Origin of the sequence: Aeromonas sp. R1-1, from assembly GCF_040908495.1 — a bacterium.
Lineage (GTDB): Bacteria > Pseudomonadota > Gammaproteobacteria > Enterobacterales > Aeromonadaceae > Aeromonas > Aeromonas veronii.
Map to the genome: position 1 here is coordinate 18,370 of NZ_JBFODV010000241.1, position 17,818 is coordinate 36,187.

At 44.5% G+C, this 17,818-nt stretch carries 17 protein-coding genes and 1 pseudogene; 8 read left to right on the forward strand and 10 right to left on the reverse strand.

Features of this window, described 5'->3' with window-relative positions:
- Window positions 1–9 precede the first annotated feature (9 nt).
- Both norR and AB5Y92_RS16070 read left to right on the forward strand, forming a co-directional pair.
- Window positions 10–1,536, forward strand: a complete 1,527-nt coding sequence (gene norR, locus AB5Y92_RS16065; RefSeq protein ID WP_082037433.1) for a nitric oxide reductase transcriptional regulator NorR — start codon at window positions 10–12, stop codon at window positions 1,534–1,536.
- A gap of 73 nt (window positions 1,537–1,609) precedes the next feature.
- A complete protein-coding gene (locus AB5Y92_RS16070) occupies window positions 1,610–2,281 on the forward strand; it encodes a response regulator (protein ID WP_080768714.1) in 672 nt (223 codons plus the stop codon).
- 152 nt (window positions 2,282–2,433) lie between these two features.
- Here AB5Y92_RS16070 and AB5Y92_RS16075 read toward each other — a convergent pair whose 3' ends face one another.
- Both AB5Y92_RS16075 and AB5Y92_RS16080 read right to left on the reverse strand, forming a co-directional pair.
- Window positions 2,434–2,877, reverse strand: coding sequence for a CopD family protein (locus AB5Y92_RS16075; protein ID WP_042084603.1), 444 nt, complete (start codon window positions 2,875–2,877; stop codon window positions 2,434–2,436).
- A 309-nt stretch (window positions 2,878–3,186) separates the two neighbouring features.
- The gene (locus AB5Y92_RS16080) at window positions 3,187–4,248 is read right to left on the reverse strand and encodes a YeiH family protein (protein WP_050070479.1); all 1,062 of its coding nucleotides are present in this window, start codon (window positions 4,246–4,248) and stop codon (window positions 3,187–3,189) included.
- Window positions 4,249–4,347: 99 nt separating this feature from the next.
- Between AB5Y92_RS16080 and AB5Y92_RS16085 the strand changes: the two genes are divergently transcribed.
- Window positions 4,348–5,223: a LysR family transcriptional regulator gene (locus tag AB5Y92_RS16085; RefSeq protein WP_080768715.1), complete on the forward strand. Its 876-nt coding sequence runs from the start codon at window positions 4,348–4,350 to the stop codon at window positions 5,221–5,223.
- A gap of 314 nt (window positions 5,224–5,537) precedes the next feature.
- Here the strand turns inward: AB5Y92_RS16085 and AB5Y92_RS16090 are convergent, their stop codons facing one another.
- The 4 genes from AB5Y92_RS16090 to AB5Y92_RS16105 form a co-directional block, all read right to left on the reverse strand.
- On the reverse strand, window positions 5,538–5,948 hold the full coding sequence (locus AB5Y92_RS16090) for a hypothetical protein (RefSeq protein ID WP_368227132.1): 411 nt from the start codon (window positions 5,946–5,948) through the stop codon (window positions 5,538–5,540).
- Between the two features lie 260 nt (window positions 5,949–6,208).
- The gene (locus AB5Y92_RS16095) at window positions 6,209–7,054 is read right to left on the reverse strand and encodes a universal stress protein (RefSeq protein ID WP_042024862.1); all 846 of its coding nucleotides are present in this window, start codon (window positions 7,052–7,054) and stop codon (window positions 6,209–6,211) included.
- 19 nt (window positions 7,055–7,073) lie between these two features.
- Complete coding sequence (locus AB5Y92_RS16100; RefSeq protein WP_368227133.1) at window positions 7,074–8,564, reverse strand: SulP family inorganic anion transporter; 1,491 nt, start codon at window positions 8,562–8,564, stop codon at window positions 7,074–7,076.
- A 666-nt stretch (window positions 8,565–9,230) separates the two neighbouring features.
- Complete coding sequence (locus AB5Y92_RS16105) at window positions 9,231–9,674, reverse strand: antitoxin Xre/MbcA/ParS toxin-binding domain-containing protein (protein WP_081100790.1); 444 nt, start codon at window positions 9,672–9,674, stop codon at window positions 9,231–9,233.
- A 476-nt stretch (window positions 9,675–10,150) separates the two neighbouring features.
- Here AB5Y92_RS16105 and AB5Y92_RS16110 point away from each other — a divergent pair, with 476 nt between their 5' ends.
- The 4 genes from AB5Y92_RS16110 to AB5Y92_RS16125 all read left to right on the forward strand — a co-directional run bounded on the left by AB5Y92_RS16110 (window position 10,151) and on the right by AB5Y92_RS16125 (window position 13,610).
- The gene (locus tag AB5Y92_RS16110) at window positions 10,151–10,342 is read left to right on the forward strand and encodes a hypothetical protein (protein ID WP_368227134.1); all 192 of its coding nucleotides are present in this window, start codon (window positions 10,151–10,153) and stop codon (window positions 10,340–10,342) included.
- Between the two features lie 598 nt (window positions 10,343–10,940).
- On the forward strand, window positions 10,941–11,351 hold the full coding sequence (locus AB5Y92_RS16115; protein ID WP_241278963.1) for an H-NS family nucleoid-associated regulatory protein: 411 nt from the start codon (window positions 10,941–10,943) through the stop codon (window positions 11,349–11,351).
- A gap of 68 nt (window positions 11,352–11,419) precedes the next feature.
- The gene (locus AB5Y92_RS16120) at window positions 11,420–13,300 is read left to right on the forward strand and encodes a hypothetical protein (protein WP_368227135.1); all 1,881 of its coding nucleotides are present in this window, start codon (window positions 11,420–11,422) and stop codon (window positions 13,298–13,300) included.
- A 49-nt stretch (window positions 13,301–13,349) separates the two neighbouring features.
- Window positions 13,350–13,610, forward strand: coding sequence for a hypothetical protein (locus AB5Y92_RS16125; RefSeq protein WP_368227136.1), 261 nt, complete (start codon window positions 13,350–13,352; stop codon window positions 13,608–13,610).
- A gap of 75 nt (window positions 13,611–13,685) precedes the next feature.
- Here AB5Y92_RS16125 and AB5Y92_RS16130 read toward each other — a convergent pair whose 3' ends face one another.
- The 4 genes and pseudogenes from AB5Y92_RS16130 to AB5Y92_RS16145 form a co-directional block, all read right to left on the reverse strand.
- On the reverse strand, window positions 13,686–14,513 hold the full coding sequence (locus AB5Y92_RS16130) for a Fic family protein (RefSeq protein ID WP_368227154.1): 828 nt from the start codon (window positions 14,511–14,513) through the stop codon (window positions 13,686–13,688).
- Window positions 14,514–14,579: 66 nt separating this feature from the next.
- Window positions 14,580–14,813 (reverse strand): annotated as a pseudogene (locus tag AB5Y92_RS16135) (DUF4172 domain-containing protein); the annotation flags it as partial.
- Window positions 14,814–15,422: 609 nt separating this feature from the next.
- Window positions 15,423–16,415 carry a DUF3289 family protein gene (locus AB5Y92_RS16140; protein ID WP_368227137.1) on the reverse strand — a complete coding sequence of 331 codons (993 nt, stop codon included), beginning with the start codon at window positions 16,413–16,415 and terminating at the stop codon, window positions 15,423–15,425.
- A gap of 355 nt (window positions 16,416–16,770) precedes the next feature.
- Window positions 16,771–16,977 (reverse strand): helix-turn-helix domain-containing protein, encoded by a 207-nt coding sequence (locus AB5Y92_RS16145; protein ID WP_080631368.1) that lies wholly within the window; start codon window positions 16,975–16,977, stop codon window positions 16,771–16,773.
- Window positions 16,978–17,095: 118 nt separating this feature from the next.
- On the opposite strand from AB5Y92_RS16145, the gene AB5Y92_RS16150 reads away from it, so the two are divergent.
- Window positions 17,096–17,677, forward strand: a complete 582-nt coding sequence (locus AB5Y92_RS16150; protein ID WP_236279766.1) for a hypothetical protein — start codon at window positions 17,096–17,098, stop codon at window positions 17,675–17,677.
- The last annotated feature ends 141 nt before the right edge of the window (window positions 17,678–17,818 follow it).

Here is a 17,818-nt window from a genome sequence, read left to right on the forward strand (position 1 = left end):
ACACTAACAATGATTTCGACAGACAGTTTGGCTCGTATTGCTATAGACATACAGCTGGGGATTTCACATCAAGACAGATTCCACCGCCTTATCCAGAGTATTCGCAGCCTACTGAACTCAGATGCGTCAGCCTTGCTACGATACGAAGGAGGCCAGTTCATCCCGCTCGCCATCGATGGCTTAATGCAGGACGTATTAGGACGCCGTTTCGCCATCAAGGAGCACCCACGCATGGAGGCAATTGCCCGTGCTGGTGACGTAGTACGCTTTCCGGCAGATAGTAGCTTGCCAGACCCCTATGATGGCTTGATCCCTGATCATGCAGAATTTAAGGTGCATGCTTGTGTTGGTTTGCCTCTGTTCTCCGATCAAGTCTTGATTGGTGCATTGACCATAGATGGAATGAATCCTGCTCAGTTTGATGACATTAGCGATGAAGAGTTGCGTTTAATTGGTGCGCTAGCGGCAGCGGCGTTAAGTAACTCATTACTACTAGAGCGTTTAGCTCGCCAGAGCAGTGAGCCATTAATACCTTCAACACCAACAGGTGCAGATAGGTTCGAGATAATCGGGCATTCTCAGGCGATGCAGCAGCTAAAGCATGAGGTAGATATAGTTGCTAATACTGATTTAAACGTCCTGATTTTGGGCGAAACGGGTGTAGGTAAGGAGTTAATAGCAAAAGCTGTACATCTTGGCTCGCCACGTGCAGATCGCAAATTGGTATATCTCAATTGCGCAGCCCTACCGGAATCCGTAGCAGAGAGTGAACTATTTGGGCATGTAAAGGGAGCGTTTACAGGCGCTATTCATAATCGTGCGGGTAAATTTGAATTAGCGGATAAGGGCACGTTGTTCCTGGATGAAGTTGGTGAATTATCCTTATCATTGCAGGCAAAATTGCTACGTGTCATTCAATATGGAGACTTGCAGCGCATTGGTGATGATACCCCACTGAAAGTCAATGTACGTGTGCTTGCTGCAACGAACCGAGACTTGAAGAAAGCAGTCATCGATGGCAAGTTTCGAGCAGACCTCTATCATCGCCTGAGTGTTTTCCCTATACATGTACCAGCCTTGAGAGATAGAGAGGATGATATCTCCTTGTTGGCTGGCTACTTTTGCGAGTGCTGTCGAGTGAGTATGGGGTTAGAGCAACTGCGGATCCAACCTCAAGCACTGCATCTTTTGAAGGGCTATGACTGGCCTGGTAATGTGCGCGAACTGGAGCATGCCATTCATCGTGGTGCCGTATTGGCTAGAGCAGAGCAACGAAGTCCGGTTCTGACGCTTGCAACCCATCATTTCAGTATAGCTATGCCACCAATGCCTCAATCTAGTATAAGCCCTGCCGAAAATATTGATGGCTTCACCACTAACCAAATGGGTTTGAGAGCATCAACTGATGCATTTCAGTCTGCGCTAATTACGAAGGTGCTAGCAGATCATAATGATAATTGGGCTGCAACAGCACGAGCCTTAGATATTGATTGTGGTAATTTACACCGCCTAGCCAAGCGGTTGGGACTGAAGTAAATATCAGTATTTTTTACATTTTTGAAATTTCGATTTGAAATCAGAGCATTAATAATATAATAGAGCCCTAGTTATGGACAACATTGAATCAAACAGACCACCATCGCCACTAAAAACTTTATTGATTGATGATCATTCCATTCTACGCAGTGGAATAAAAGAGCTTTTATCTACAGATCCTGACATTAAAGTCGTTGCAGAAGCAGGTGATGGCCAACAAGGGCTAGAGCTGGCTATTACTTACGAGCCGGATGTAATAATATTAGATCTTGATATGCCCATACTGAACGGTCTTGAAACGTTAAAAAAAATAAAGGCACATGGGCTGAAATGCAAAGTCATAATTTTCACATGTTCCGACCTTGAAATGGATGTAATTGAGACTTTCAGGGCAGGAGCAGATGGATATTTGCTCAAAGACATAGAGCCATCTGATTTTATAATGTCAATAAGATCAATTTATTCTATTTCATTTGTGGCGAGCCCTTCAATATTAAAGATTTGTAATTCAGATCATTATATTAAGCAATCAAAAAAAGCAGCTAACTCGATAAATTCTTTAAGCCATAGAGAGATAGATGTGCTAAAGCTTATGTCAAACGGCTTTTCAAACAAGCTAATCGCTCAAGAATTATTTATATCTGTAGGAACAGTCAAAATTCACGTGAAAAATATACTAAAAAAATTAAGCTTGAAATCAAGAGTGGAAGTGGCAGTGTGGGCACATAATCGAACTATAAACTAGGTGTATCGGATAGCCCCCTATATTTCCTATAAAATATCACATCATATGTATGCCTTGTATTGGGTTAAGAAGAAATCACCACTTGGCATACATAATATTATGCACCAAGTGATGATTTATCTAACATTGCTTTTATTAGTTTCATTATAACTTTAATACAACCATCCTGTTCTGAATGAAACGCCTACAAAAACGAATAGGATAGATATGATCGTCACTGCTCGAATGTGCCATCCCATTAAAGCTAAATTAGACTCATTTAAATTAGGAATTACACGAAATCTAGCATTTATTGCAAAACAGGTAGTGAGTGTAAGTAATGCCAATTTAATGAGAATAACATTTGTAACCCTGTTATCAATGTTAAACCAATTTAGTACATCACTCTCAATGTTCAATGCCAGGTAAATACCCGTGACTATCTGCGTTATTAAGGCAGGCATTCCAATTCTCTCGTATACAGATTCAAAGTCTAGTAATATTTTCGTTGACGATTCCTTTAGTGCTTTAGGGAGAACTATTAGAGCGAGTATAATATGCCCGCCAGTCCAGATTGTTGCACCTAAAATATGCAAAAATAACGCAACTCCATGCATGTCAAACACCTTCGATGTTACACATTAAATTGGCATTCAGGATGTTCATTAAAGCACTTTTTGCTAATGATTTCTACTAAAAAAATTCAGTAGTTAGTAACTGATTTAATTAAAATCACAGTAAGTGTGATGCATTATTATTGATGCTCTACATCACAATGCAAGATGTCTCTGAAAGATACATCTTGCATTTGGATGCAATGTATTTAATTGCACTCTTGATTTATATTTTTATATGATGGAAAAAAATTTTTATATTAAAGTGGGATTACATTATCAAATGAGATCTTTGCCATTTTCTTTTAATATTCAAAATAAAATTAATACGGCTAGATTTATAAAAAAACCACCTACACAAAGGAATAGAAATAGTATGGCAGCAAGAATCAAAGGTTTTACACCCGCTTGATGTATTGCACCAATGTGAGTACGTAATCCAAGAGCGGCCATAGCCATTGCAAGCAATATACTGTCGATATCAATCAAGTAATTGACAATGTGTGGAGGTATAATGTTAAGGGAATTTATTCCACTGGCGACAATAAATAATACCGCAAACCATGGTATAGTAATGCTATTGCTTTTATGGGACGTATCATGAGTCTCTTTACCGATGCATGTAGATAATACTATTAAAAATGGTGCGAGCATCATGACACGAATCATCTTAACAATCACGGCCGTATTTGCTGCATCCTCGCTGACACTACGGCCTGCTGCCACTACCTGTGCGACTTCATGAATTGTTGAACCAGCAAACATGCCGTATTGTTCAGCACTTATATCTAAATAGGGATAAATTAGTGGGTATAGAAACATAGCAATAGTTCCAAATACAACCACCGTAGCAACAGCAACTGAAACCTTATGAGCTTGGCCCTTGATCACAGGTTCAGCAGCCATTATCGCAGCTGCACCACAAATGGAACTTCCTGCACCAATTAGCATTGTTGTCTGTTTATCAAGTCTTAATAGTTTTGTTCCAATATAATAAGCCAAGATAAACGTACAGCTGATCATTAATATGTCTATGATAATTCCTGCCCAGCCTATCCCCTCTATTTGCTGGAAGGTTATTCTGAAGCCATAAAGAACAATGCCAACTCTAAGTAATTTATTTTTAGCATAATCTACACCTATAGCAGTATGATTTGCTACACGAGGGAAGAAGGTGTTTCCAATAAAAATCCCAAATACAATAGCCAAAGTAAGCGCACTAAGGCCCATATGAGTTGCAACATCCAGTTTACTAGCTAAAATACTCATTGCGGCAATTATCGCTACGAGTATGATGCCTAGCCACCACTGGTAGCTTTTTAGGCTACTTTTCAAAAACGAATTATTATCATGTACAACAGACGAATGAGGCATTGAGTGGTCTTCTATACTTATTTACTGTGTTATAGCATTATATGCCTTGATAATTGATAATAAAAATACATAATAATTAACAATGGATAACCTACAGTTATGGTTATAAACCTACACCTTTTGCGCATTTTTTATACGGTTTCAAGTGAGGGCGGTTTTTCCAATGCAGCCACACATCTTTGTATTAGCCAGCCAGCGGTATCAAAAGCAGTTAGTGAGTTAGAGCGTCAGATAGGACTTCCATTACTAGAAAGAGGTTCAGGTAGAAGCCGAAAAGGGATTCATTTGACTGAGCATGGGCAAGTGCTATTTGACCATGCGCATGCAATATACATGTTAGAGCGTGCTGCCATTGATGATATGCAAGCCAGAATTGGAATGAAGAAAGGGCGCTTGACAATTGGAGCAAGTAGCACAATTGCTGGGTATTGGTTTCGACCATATTTATCAAAACTTATACAACGTTTTCCTGATATTGACCTAAAAATAACTACGGGAAATACGCAGTATATAGGACAGCAGTTATTAGACTGTCAAATCGATATCGGATTGGTCGAAGGAACACTGAGTGATCCTCGCCTCTTATCATGTCATTGGCATGATGATGAGCTTTGTCTTATTACATCCCTAACATCAGATACATATGAACATGATTGGGCACAACACACTTGGTTGTTAAGAGAACCTGGTTCAGGAACGAGAGAAGCAACAGAGTTATGGTTAGAAAATCAAGGCATTATCCCTATACGGTGCATTGAATATGGTAGTACTGAAGGAATAGTCAGAGCTGTTGCTGAGGGACTAGGAGTTTCGCTGGTGTCTTCTCGGGTGGTGCGTGAATCAGGATATGCTGATGATGTTTCTGTTATGCCTATTTCTATTAGATTTCGCCCATTATTTATCGTTTTATTGAAAGACAGGCCGATTTCTCCTCTTGTAGAAAAATGTTATAATATCTTGATGAGTCAAAGTTGATATGTAATCTTCAAGCTAATAAGCGTTGTAGAATTTCCTACTCTATCTGCGTTGACGATTTTTCTAAAAGAAATAATCTATCGCATAAAGAAATCCATATTTCAATCCAAGGTGTGATTTGAGCCGGAATATATAGTCATTACTGCTATTTCAAGATCTTTTAGGTGGTTTTTTAGCTTCATGCGGACTGTAACATCTAATATGATATAAGTAGATATGTATACTTATTGGAAAGCTGCTTATAGATACTAATTTTCTATAGCTTGCATTTCTAGACTAATTCCATGCCTTAAATTCAGTATCACCGCACTTAATCACACTATATTATTTTGTTTTTTTAGTTTCTCTACAATCCATGCGCAGGCTTCATCAATTCTTAAAAAACTTTTTACTTCATGCAGCTTAAGTGACGGGAGCCTACTTATCGAAATTGAGTACAACGTTGGTGAGGATATTACATGCGCTTGGCACACTAGCATGCTATTTCCCAACCATTGATGAAAACTATCTGCCGCTTCAAGGGCGTCTTCTGTCGCACCAGCATCATGTCTTACATCAATAAGTAGGCCAAATGGTTTTTCTTTTATTGTTTCAATAGTCGAATGCATTTCTAAAATCCATGCTGCCACACCCTCCTTATTGAATGTACCTATTAACTCACATATGACGATACAATCAGCATGAAGCTCTATTGAATAACGTCCGTGTTCGAGTTTTTTAGACATAATATCTCCAATGCATGAAACACCACTTTATGAGTTTTACACTAAGTAATTGCATTTGCAAACGGTTATTAAGAGGGGACATGCGATACTTATCAAATTGTTAGGTACAACAGTCAAAGATAGCATATCCTGATCTCGTGCTAGTATGGTAAATATGTACTATTAGGAATCCATATAGAATAGGAATTATTTATAATATCCGTAATGTAAGAGATGAGTGGTTGTTCCACTCATCCTTTTTGTATTTAGCGCACGACTAACTATCTTAACAGCAGTATGCTTCTTTCCGCCATTTTTAAAATGGCCGTTGTCGTACTTCCAACAATAAATTGCCTAATGCGCGAGTGACCGTAAGCCCCCATCACAATAAGGTCGCAGCCTACCTCTTCTGCATGCTGGCAAACAACTGGCACCACCTCTCCTTGCAGCAGCATTGCTTCAACCCTGATACCCGCACTCTTCAACAACTGTTTGGCTTGTGCCAGCTGGCGCTCGTGCTCATCACTCGGTTCGCCGACCATCACCAAGTCACACTCCAGCCCCTTGAGCAGAGGACTGCTTGCGATCAATTCCAGCACCTTCTTGGTGGTCGGGCTGGCGTCATAGGCAAACAGGAAGCGGCTTGGGGCCTGAAAGCCCGGCTGCACTACCATGATGGGATTAGCCAAGGTACGGATGACGTTCTCGATATTGCTGCCAATCAGTTCGTGGGCATGGGCGGTGCCCTGCTTGCCCATGATCAACATCCGCATACCGGATGAGAGTTCCAGGGTCGTCTCGACCAACTGGCCGTGGCGTTGCAGGGCCTCGACCCCTGACACCCCCAAACCAGCCAGATATTCCTTGCCACTGTCCAGCAGAATGCGCCCCTGTTCATGGGCGAGACGGCTGCGTTGGTGATCCAGCTCGGCGAGCTCCTTGAGCAAATGCTCGCGGCTGCCCAGGCCGATGTTGCCGGAGAGATCTGCTTGTCCTTCAAACTCATTTTTTTCCAATACGTGCAGTAGAGTGACAGGTAACCCAGTGTTGGCTGCGGCCCATGCCGCAGCATCACACACAGCTGTCATGGCAGGTGAACCATCGATACAGGCAAAAATGTTTGTCATGGTAAATTCCTTCTTGTGATCAGTGTCCAGCCAGCAGCTTTTCAACTTCTTCCGGTTTATCGTGAACGCCAAAGCGGTCAACGATAGTGGTACTCGCCTCGTTCAAGCCAATCAGCTCAACGTCTGTGCCCTCACGGCGGAACTTGATGACCACCTTGTCCAGTGCGGTGACAGCGGTGATATCCCAGAAGTGGGCGTGGGTGAGGTCGATCACCACTTTTTCTACCACTTCCTTGAAATCAAATCCGGCAAAAAACTGTTCGGCACTGGCGAAAAACACCTGGCCCCGAACCTGATAGGTGCGTACCTCGCCATGACGCTCACTGTCACTCTTGACCAGCATGAAGCGAGCAACCTTGTTGGCAAAGAACAAGGAGGCGAGCAGTACCCCGACAAATACCCCGAGCGCTAGGTTATGGGTAGCGACGACCACTGCCACTGTTGCGATCATCACGATATTAGTGGAGAGCGGGTGCTTCTTGAGATTACGAACCGACTCCCAGGAAAACGTCCCGATAGAGACCATGATCATCACGGCTACCAGGGCTGCCATGGGGATCTGGCGGATCCACTCATCCATGAAGACCACCATCAGGATGAGCAGGGTGCCAGCGACAAAGGTGGAGAGGCGGCCACGGCCACCGGATTTGATGTTGATGATGGACTGACCAATCATGGCGCAGCCCGCCATGCCACCCATCAGGCCCGCGCCGATATTGGCAATTCCTTGGCCCTTGCACTCGCGATTGCGGTCGCTGCTGGTATCCGTCAGGTCATCGACAATGGCTGCCGTCATCATGGATTCGAGCAGACCGACCACAGCCAGACCTGCGGAATATGGGAAGATGATCGCCAACGTCTCCAGATTGAGCGGCACTTCGGGCCACAGGAAGATGGGCAGAGTATCGGGCAGCTCGCCCATATCGCCTACAGTACGGATATCGATGCCCATGGTGATGGCGACTGCCGTCAGGATGACGATGCAGAGCAGCGGAGAAGGCACTAGCTTGCCTACCACCGGAATAAGCGGGAACAGATAGATGATGCCAAGGCCTGCCGCCGTCATGGCGTAGACCTGCCAGGTGACGTTGGTAAGCTCTGGTAGCTGGGCCATAAAGATGAGGATCGCCAACGCATTGACGAAGCCGGTCACCACCGAGCGAGAGACAAACCGCATCAGGCTGCCGAGCTTCAAGTAACCCGCCGCGATCTGGAGTATTCCGGTGAGCAGGGTGGCCGCCAGCAGATATTGCAGACCATGCTCTTTGACCAGGGTCACCATCAGGAGTGCCATTGCGCCTGTGGCTGCCGAGATCATGCCTGGACGACCGCCAACAAAGGCTATGACCACGGCGATACAGAAGGAGGCATAGAGGCCGACTTTGGGGTCTACACCAGCAATAATGGAGAAGGCGATGGCTTCTGGGATCAGCGCCAGGGCGACCACGATTCCGGCTAACAGGTCACCACGGATGTTGGAGAACCATTCTTGTCTTGCACGTTCTAGCATGGGGGGATTTTCTCGCTTGTTTAGGATCCATAGCACAACGCACCCATCGACTTGGGGGTCAGATGGAGTTCGGGCAGGATCAGATTGTTGTATTGGGATCTAATGGGTGTAAAAAAGCGCTCCGGTTGTGACAACCAGAGTCAGGCGGCAGGAGCCGCAGAGGGAGGGGTTAGGGCGGCGTTACAGTCACGCCAGTATGCGATTTGTTCATGGGCTGCGGATGATAGCAGAGAAGCGCTTGCACAGGTAGGGTTATCATGCTTTGCAAAAACGCCTTTTTAATTTTCCGCCCTACAGGGCGAATATAACCACATACTTACTGAGGTTCTGTTTTCTGTTTTCTCTCTGTGTATGAGTTTTCAAGCCATTACCAAGTAATAGAGCATTAATTTATTATATCAATCCAATTAGTCTTGGTTTATAAGAGCGATTTTTATTTGTTATTTTCAATAAAATCGTGTGAGGGGTTGTAAAACTGGGCTCTCTTCGCTGCGAAGCAGCGGAATGTTCAAACGCTGAAATTTAATTCAAGCTCTCATAATTAGTAAATGGACAGTTTTTCGAATTTTTCAAGTGGGGGGGGTGAAAAACTTTTGAAAATCATTCTGTTTGGTGGAAGTTTAACCAACTTAGATGATTTTATCCTCTCAGCCCCCGACTTATTGCTTATTGGCAAACCCCATGCTCAACCTGTCCCACAAGATCGACAACCGCCTGAACACCCATCGGAGTAGTCAATAGATCGGCAGGTGCTACGCCACCAAGGCTCCATGCAGGACGGTGTAACCACGACAATGCCATGACGGCATCGTTTTCCTGAAGGGACAGTGCGGCATCAAGGGCGAGCACTACTCCATACACCCTGACACCTTGTGATATTGATAGAGGGGTATCTGCTCTGAGCCTGCGAGTAACAGTGCTCTGGCTAATACCAGCCAGCTTACATATCACACCAACATTAGTTCTAACAAGCGCAGCTAGCTGATGGATGATGTCCGCAGGAACTCCTGCCACAATCCACAGGTGAGCACTAAGTGCGTCACGAGGAACACCCAAGGGGTCAAGGAGTGTTGCTCTAAGGCTCGGATTATGGACTGCATCGGGTGTCATGTTACATTCCTCTGTCTACATGTGCTCTTTATCATGCCCTATCTCACCCCACACTGTCGTGCCCAGTGCTCAACAAAGTTTGCACATGTTGCAGGGCTGACACTTGGTTTCCAACCAACTAGGTTAGTGTCTTGATTTATTGATGGACATCATGAGCAACCCCGAGCAATATTCTATAGTTTCGAAGAGTTCGATTAGGAATAGGGACTATGCCTATTTATACAAGTGTTTTAAAGTTGGATAAACCAATCGGGACACCACCCCATCAAGTAGAGGTAAGCGTCTATTCCAGCCCATATGGTGGCTACATCAGAGTCAGTGAAATAGATGTTCACAATGAGAATGCTGCCGCATTCACATCCGCTTTAATGTCCGCAGACGAGTGTCGTGCCCTTGCTCGGTCACTAGACGCGATGGCTTCCGTTCTTGAACAATCGGAAAAAAATGGTGATATGTCCTAGCACCGAGGAGAGTCGATGACTGAGCTGATCTGTACTGAGCCTGGCATAGGTATTGAGCTTGGGACTACTTTTCTGGTTCTATCGGAGAACGGCTCTGAATGGGAAATCCTGTTGGGTAATGAATACCGCAGGATCAACAAACGCAGCGGGCGCGTTACAGGTTGGAAAACACCTCCAAAATTTGAGTGCAAAGACATCCAAAAATAACATATCAAATAAGTGCTCAATGCTGGTTATGCCAGTAATAATGTTGACTAGCGGCTTCACCTTTCATAGAATCAAGGCACAGGGAGATTCGCTACCCTAAGTGCGAAGTTGAAACAAGGGAGAGTCGCTACCCTGAGTGCGAAGTTGAAAAAATGCTGAAACCCTGCCTCGTTGCGGGGTTTTTTGCTTTCTGGAGACATGGATGTGTAGTGGCCTAGTCATCCAAGACTTCCTCTTAAGTTAAGAGGGGCGAAGTGTCTGGATCCTCAAGGGGCAAATCTAAAATTTCTTATCATCGACTCATTCTGTGAGCCAATGATATTGTCCTATCGGCTCATTTCGTGAGCCGAACAAGATCCTTCATCGGCTCATCTGGTGAGGTGGTCTCAACGCTCACTACCACTTGGATTTAATTTTTAGCTACATATTTTCATAGCAGATTGGAGCTAGGCCACTAAACAGATCCGAACGCGATTTCGCTCACGTCTTTTTGAATAATGCTACTTCTACAATCGTCTTGGTGCCAAAAACAGTGGTGCTAATGCTGGGGTTGAGAGATAATTTCACTGATATAAAAGTGTGATACATGAGGATAAAAATGAACGATTTTTTGAAAACTTTGTTGAATATCCGTAGTCTGCGAGCTGCATTGCGTGAGTTGTCATTTGAGCAACTGGTCGAAGTTAAAGAAAAATTGGATGAGGTTTTTGCTGAGCGTGAGCAGCAAGAAACCAAATTGAGAGAGGAATCTGCCGAGCGCCTGCAAAAATTGGCTGAGTTCACCGAGATGTTGAAAGAAGCAGGCATCGATCCGAGCGAGCTGGTTGGCACTGCGGCTCCAGCGAAAGCTGATGGTTCAGCCAACAAAGCCAAACGCGCTCCTCGTCCTGCCAAATACAAGTATAACGAGGACGGTCAGGAGAAAACCTGGACTGGCCAAGGTCGTATGCCCAAGGCCATCGCAGAAGCTGTTGCGAGTGGTCGAGCATTGGAAGAGTTCTTGATCTAGTGCTGAGAGCCCATGCCTGTGTGGCATGGGCTCTTTCTAGCTACCATAGATATGTGTAGAGGTTAATTATGAGTGATAGCTTTCCTTATAGTCTTCCAATAATGGATGTGATCCGTCATGACTATGAGAGATTTAGGTTTGACACTCATAAATATACACATAAGGGATTGTTTACAGATGGTGATTTATTATTTGCTGTGATACTAGAAGTAAACAGTAACAAGGAGCTTCTAGAGGAGCTAAGTCAGCAGTATCATCATTTTAAAACAGCCGGAATTCCAGCCGCAAAAATTGTTGGGGAGATCTTAGATAGCTATAAGCCTATAGCGCTGCGAAATTCAATTGAGAAAAGTCATCTTCATGGTCATCCTATGAATATGCACGAAACAATTAATGAACTGAATTTGCATATTCCTAAAAAATATCATCCATTCTACGTTGATTTTAAGTATGGGACTAACAAGTTCCAGATTACCTTAAAATGTAATTTTACAGAAAGTGACAAGGAAGAAATTCAGTTGATATGTGAGTCTCTTGGTTATCAAGGGTATGATTACGTATTTATACACAATGATAGAATAAAGGACTACCCTGGCGAAGTTCACTATAAACCAAATCAAAATGGCAACTTATTATTGGCTGCTAGCGGACTGATTCATAAGCAATTCCCAAAAGAATTACTTGCATGCTATGAAGAAGATGAAGATTTTTGGCTTGAGAATCGACATTTTATTTTTAGTGGGAATCATTCTGATTCAGCAGCGAGTTACTTATTGCCTGGTTTTGATAAAATCGGAACACGCTGTTTTGTTGATGCATCAGTTTTCTCTCGTCTAAATATTAGGGTCTATTTGACGCTATATGAACAGGTGGTTATCGCATTGCCGCTTGAGCAGTCCAATGAGCATTTCTATGAAATGTTTAAAATTAATAGGTTTGAGTTGCGTGAATTGATTTTTCGTGGGCGATTATTATTTGTTGTCCCACAAAATCTAGCTAGGTATTCTCAATCTTTGCTCCTTGACATTATTTCAGTTAATCCTAATTCTATTATTTTCTCTAGACGTTTAGCCGCAGCAACCATTCAAGGTATCCAAGAAAAGAGTGGTGTTGTTGGGACTACTTTTTCGAGTGATGAGCAATATAATTTTGTTCACCACTGCTCTCGTTCTGGAAATCTAGGATTGCAGCGATTAGCGGATATGCTTTCGGCACAATGGCAATTCGGAGAGTATATTGTAAATAAAGAAGGCGCAGTAGGTACACATTATTTGGGCCTATCTGAAATGGCCATAATGGGATTTAAAGAAAAAGGAAAAGACTATACTATAGAATTATCTAGTGCGAGCTCTAGCTACGAGTTTTCCCAAGGATTAAAAGCCCATCACTTTCCATTCGACTCTAGTGGCTACTCAGAGGTTAATGCTTGCCAAATAATTAGTGGCTTATATAACGGAGTTGTTAGTACATCACAAACCATACGAGAGTCTGAGATATCGACAATTTTGAGTAAAGTGTTTGCAGTTAATAATGACATGAGCGTACTGGAACTCGATGATGCATTATCACGCAGTCTTATTAGAACTCTACCAAAAATAATAGGTGAATTTTCTAGGCTTAGTGAGGAACAAAGAACAGAAAAGCTCTACTGCTTAAACAAAGAAATACAAAGGATTGAAAAAAATCAAACGAGAGTAGCATCTCTGGATTTTGCTGGTGCATTTATTCCCGCAGCTGCTGGGGCTGTAATGGAATACTCAAATGTTATGGGGGCTGGCTATATATCACTGGGTGGATGGGCGATTAAAGCACTTGAAGTGTATACTCGCAACTCTGACTTAATAAACAATCCGGTATATATTAAGTTATCGAGTCTAAATCATCTGGTTTCTCAAGATGCTGTGATAGTGAAACATGTAAGAGATGCCTTTTCTACTGTTAATGGATAGCATTTTCTGCCAAATGGCCTAGCCATTTATTATAAGGTATCTGATGTCTATGAGTAAAAAATTGGAAGATTTAATCGAATCACAACCATTTGAGGTAGCTCAGAGCACAAAGGAGCTTGCCGAAGTGCTGAGAGTCCGTATCGCTCTGACCAAATTGCTTTCAAATCTCATGGCTGGTGATGTTCCTGAAATAGATCCCGATGTTCTCGATGGTTTATTGTCGCTCAAAAGGTCTGTTGAGAGTAATGACTGTCGGCTAAGTTTATTCGTTCATATGCCTGACGGAACTAATCATGGCGTCAATATTTAATTAAAGAGCTTCATTGGTACGTCAATCGCAGGTCTCATCTACCAAATGAAATTAACGCCCCATGGCGATGCTGTTTCAAACTCGCTCGGTGTGCAAGCGGATCTGATAGCGTGTACTGCGTCCGCCACCAGGTAATTTCTCAATGCATCCCTTTTCCACCAGTTCAGCCAGATGGCGTGTAGAAGTAGCCTTGCTGACTCCGGCGACTTTTTGATATTGGCTGGCGTTGATGCCATTTTCAAAACCTTGTTGGCCGCCATCCAATAAACGGTTAATAACCTTGGTTTGCTCTGGACTCAGACCATCATGACAGTGCTGCAACCAGAAATGTTTTTTGGCAAGAGAACGATCAATAACCTGTAATGCCAGCTCTATGGAGTAATCCAGTGTGTCGAGGAACCAACATAGCCAGGAGGTAATATCCAGCGAGCCCCTCTGCGCTGACTCAAGCGCTCGATAGTAGTCACCCCGCAGCTCTAGAATGGCAACTGACATGGCATACAGCCGGATGCTGTGGCTGTCAGCCTGTGACAGCGCGAGATCGGTCAGTGCCCGCGCTAACCGCCCATTGCCATCATCAACGGGATGCAGGGTCAGAAACCAGAGATGGCTGATTGCCGCACGAAGGAGGGGATCCATCGTGGGGTCATGCTGAGTCTGGTTAAACCAGGGGATGAACTCGGCCAGTTGATCGTCCAGAGTTGCTCTGGGCGGTGCCTCAAAATGCACGGTGGGGCGATCTACACGCCCAGAGACAACCTGCATCGGCTCATCTCCTCGCAACTGCCCTACGTTCACTGGCTGCACCGACCATTCGTTGGCGGGGAACAGCCAACGATGCCATTGGTAAAGTCGTTCAATTGTCAGTGGTTGTTCATGGTTGTCGATGGCATCCAGCATCATTGCCGCGAGCCCCTCTGAGCGATCTGACACGGGATAGGACGGAGTTTCTGATCCCCCTAACCGCCTAGCCAAGGAGGAACGCACGGATTGGGCATTGAGACGCTCACCCTCAATAGCGGATGAGGAGATGATGTTAGCCAGTAACGTATCCAACGTTTGATCGGAGTTCCCCAATCTGGAATGACTACCTATTAGCATTCCCAGCCAGCGTTGAGCATGCCGTAATCTGGGCAATATCTCGCTATCCTGCCAACGAAAATGGGGCCAGTCGGCTTGTTGCCAAATCCAAAATGGTTCCATTATTTCCTCATCCAACGTGCTAAGGTCTCAATAATGAGCCGACCCCGCCCATCATTCAGCTCAATGTTTGAGCCGAATATAACACATGCAGCAGATCAGCAGAGCTGGTAATGAGGATGGAGATACAGGCTGAAAATCTCAGACCGGAGCTGATGAAAAACTGGATTTATTGCTGCTGGGTGGAGCTACTGCAACCAGTTGATAGACAAGGCGGGAGCTCGTTTTCGTTTCGAATGGTTCTTGTGAGCTTGCAGCTTGCGCTGCATGAAGCCACGCCCAAGAAAATGCCGTTCGGTCTACTCATTCATATGCCTGACGATACTCACTAATATTGGGATGCCAATCTAAGCCACCAAAAGAGAAGAATTGAACCACCGAGTAGATTACCTGCCAGGTATTTCCAAGAGCGATCTGACAAGAACAAAATCGCACCCAGTATTGTTATCAAACCCCAGAGATAGGGCATGAGCAGTACATATAGGCCAGTCAGTGAGTATTCATCGTTAAACCAGTCATAGACAGGCTGAATGAACAGGATCGATGCATTCAAGAGGTGATAGAGCATGAACAACACGAATACCCATGTTCTCTCTGTCTTCACGGCTGCGCTCACTTTAGTTCCCCTTGGAATGGATAGCTGAGTTCAATGACGGTCAAAAACGGCTTGTAGGCAAAGCGCTTGTAGTGTTGAAGAACAAACCAGCTTCTGAAACCGGACGCCAGGCCGTAGAACTTGACTCTTCCGGTCGTGGGGTCAGGGCCAATGTCAGGATAATCGAGACCGAAGTGGTCATATAGCGTTACTTTGATCGTGCCCTTGTAGAAATCGCCAAACTTTTCATATGTCGTGATTTCCGCCTTGCCTGCCCAGACATCATTCACCGCAATTGTGAGGCCTTGCACCTTATCTACCGCAGAGTTGAAGATGGGTAACCGAAAGCCGGAGGTCTTGCTGTATTGCTGCATCAAGTCACTCAGAACAAGCTTATTCACATCACCATCAACTTCGGCCAGCTTTGCCTTCACTTCCTTGATAAGGGTATCTGAGAACTTGATCGTGGTCGGGTGAGCTCGCGCTGCTCTCGTCAATGCTTGGTTCCGGTATTCACCCCCCTCAGATTTTTCGAACTTGGCGATCATGGCCAGAATGTTCATCTTCAAGTCACCAGTTGCAAACAATGTGGTCATGTTGCGGAAGCTACTAAAGAACACCTTGGGGTCACTCTTTTCGAGATCGCCAATAAAGCCGTCATCTCCCATCTTCCCTACGAACATGGGGATAGCCTTGATCTGCTCAGCCGTCATCGTGCCATAGGTCATATCTTCGGCAGGGCTACCATCAACGTTCTTACCTGGCTCACGCTTCGACTTGTAAATGAGCACAGGCACACGATAGGTTGTGGCTGACGTTGTATCGGTTTTTGGCTTGAGAGCAGGAGGTATGGTTTCTGTTTTCGGACGCTCTTTCTCTGCCGAACCAAACCACATTGTCGGCTTGGCTTGAGCATATGCCGACTTGATGGCCTGCTCAAACCTGGGCGTCCCCCTCACCGAGATTTGGTCTCCTTGGATACTACAGCAAGCAAACACATCAGATTGCATCCCCAATACCACCTTCGATCCGTCATCAAGGCTTCCAGCCACAGGGCCTAGAATGCGCTTGAACTCGTCCTTGGTAAGTTGGTGGATGTCTCTGAGGTCTGGTCTCTGCATGTATAGAGGGCTCGATAAAGAGTGGTGAAAGGGTCACTTTATCATCAATGCGCCAATCGAGACCATGTAGGCATTTTCTGAAAACGGCAGTTTGTGACGCTTTCTATAGATAGGCAATAGGGGGAGGGGCTTAATAGCTAATAGGCAAATGCTAAAGCTGGCAATGATGTTAATTGCCATCACTGTGAATAATAGGGGAATATAGTTTTATCTGGGTGAAGAGATAATTATTTGGCAAATATATCTATGGCAGCAATTCGCGAATGTCACACCCCATTACCCTAGCAAGACGATAAGCCTTTTCCAGGGTGATATTAACCTCACCACGCTCAATTCGTCCTACGTAGCTTCTATCAATTTCGGCCGCATATGCGAGTGCATCTTGCGATACGCCCAATTGAAGCCGTCTATCACGTACAGCATCACCAAATTTTTTTGCTAGATCTTGCATGTCTCGCCTCTCACTGGCGAGCACTATCTCTGGTTGTTTGGCTAACGACCACGGATTATAATCCGCAATCGAGTTTAGATTTCCACTAAATGTTTTCGTTCGAGACTAAGGATTGCTTATGAGCTCCCAGACTGTGTGGTTACCAACCGCGCTCTACACCGCACTCATGCGTTTGCAGATGGATGATTTCACTACAACGGAGTGCTTGAACGCAGTCTTTGGTGAATCAGAGTACAATCAGGCCCATAAGAGGCGATATGGCCTCGTTTATCGTAATCTGATGAAGTTGGTTGACGCGGGTTTCCTGGAACGGAGAAATGTTGATGATGTCCGATCGTATCCAAGTTTCGTTAAAACCCCTCTATTTCATGATGTGAACTTTCAAGAGGAATTGAGTGACCCAGAGACTCAGGGGGAGCAGGAAGTTCAGAAAGTTCAGAAACAGGAATACAAAGAGGAATCGAATAATGCTCTCTTAGATGAGTTAAACGAAAAAGCGAGCCTCTACCGCATTGAAATTCAGGAGTGCCAGGCTGCAATTGCTGAATACAATAAGCTGCAAGCAGACTACCCGGCTCTGGATATGGCTATTGAGAATGCTCTCAGCGATAGATGTAAGGAATATAGTGACCTACGTGGCAGGTTAGCTGCTGTGGAGGGGGTGATGAGGGCTTTGGGGAGCACCGAGTTAGCACGCTAATGTTACCTCTCCTACATCTAAATTGATTTCAACTGTCGAGATAACCCCGCTGGCTGAAAGCAGCTCAGCTCCCTTGCCTGTTTTTTTGCACAAGCAAGCTTCTTTATTTCGAGGCTTGTTTGTTGCTCAAGCAAGCTTGCT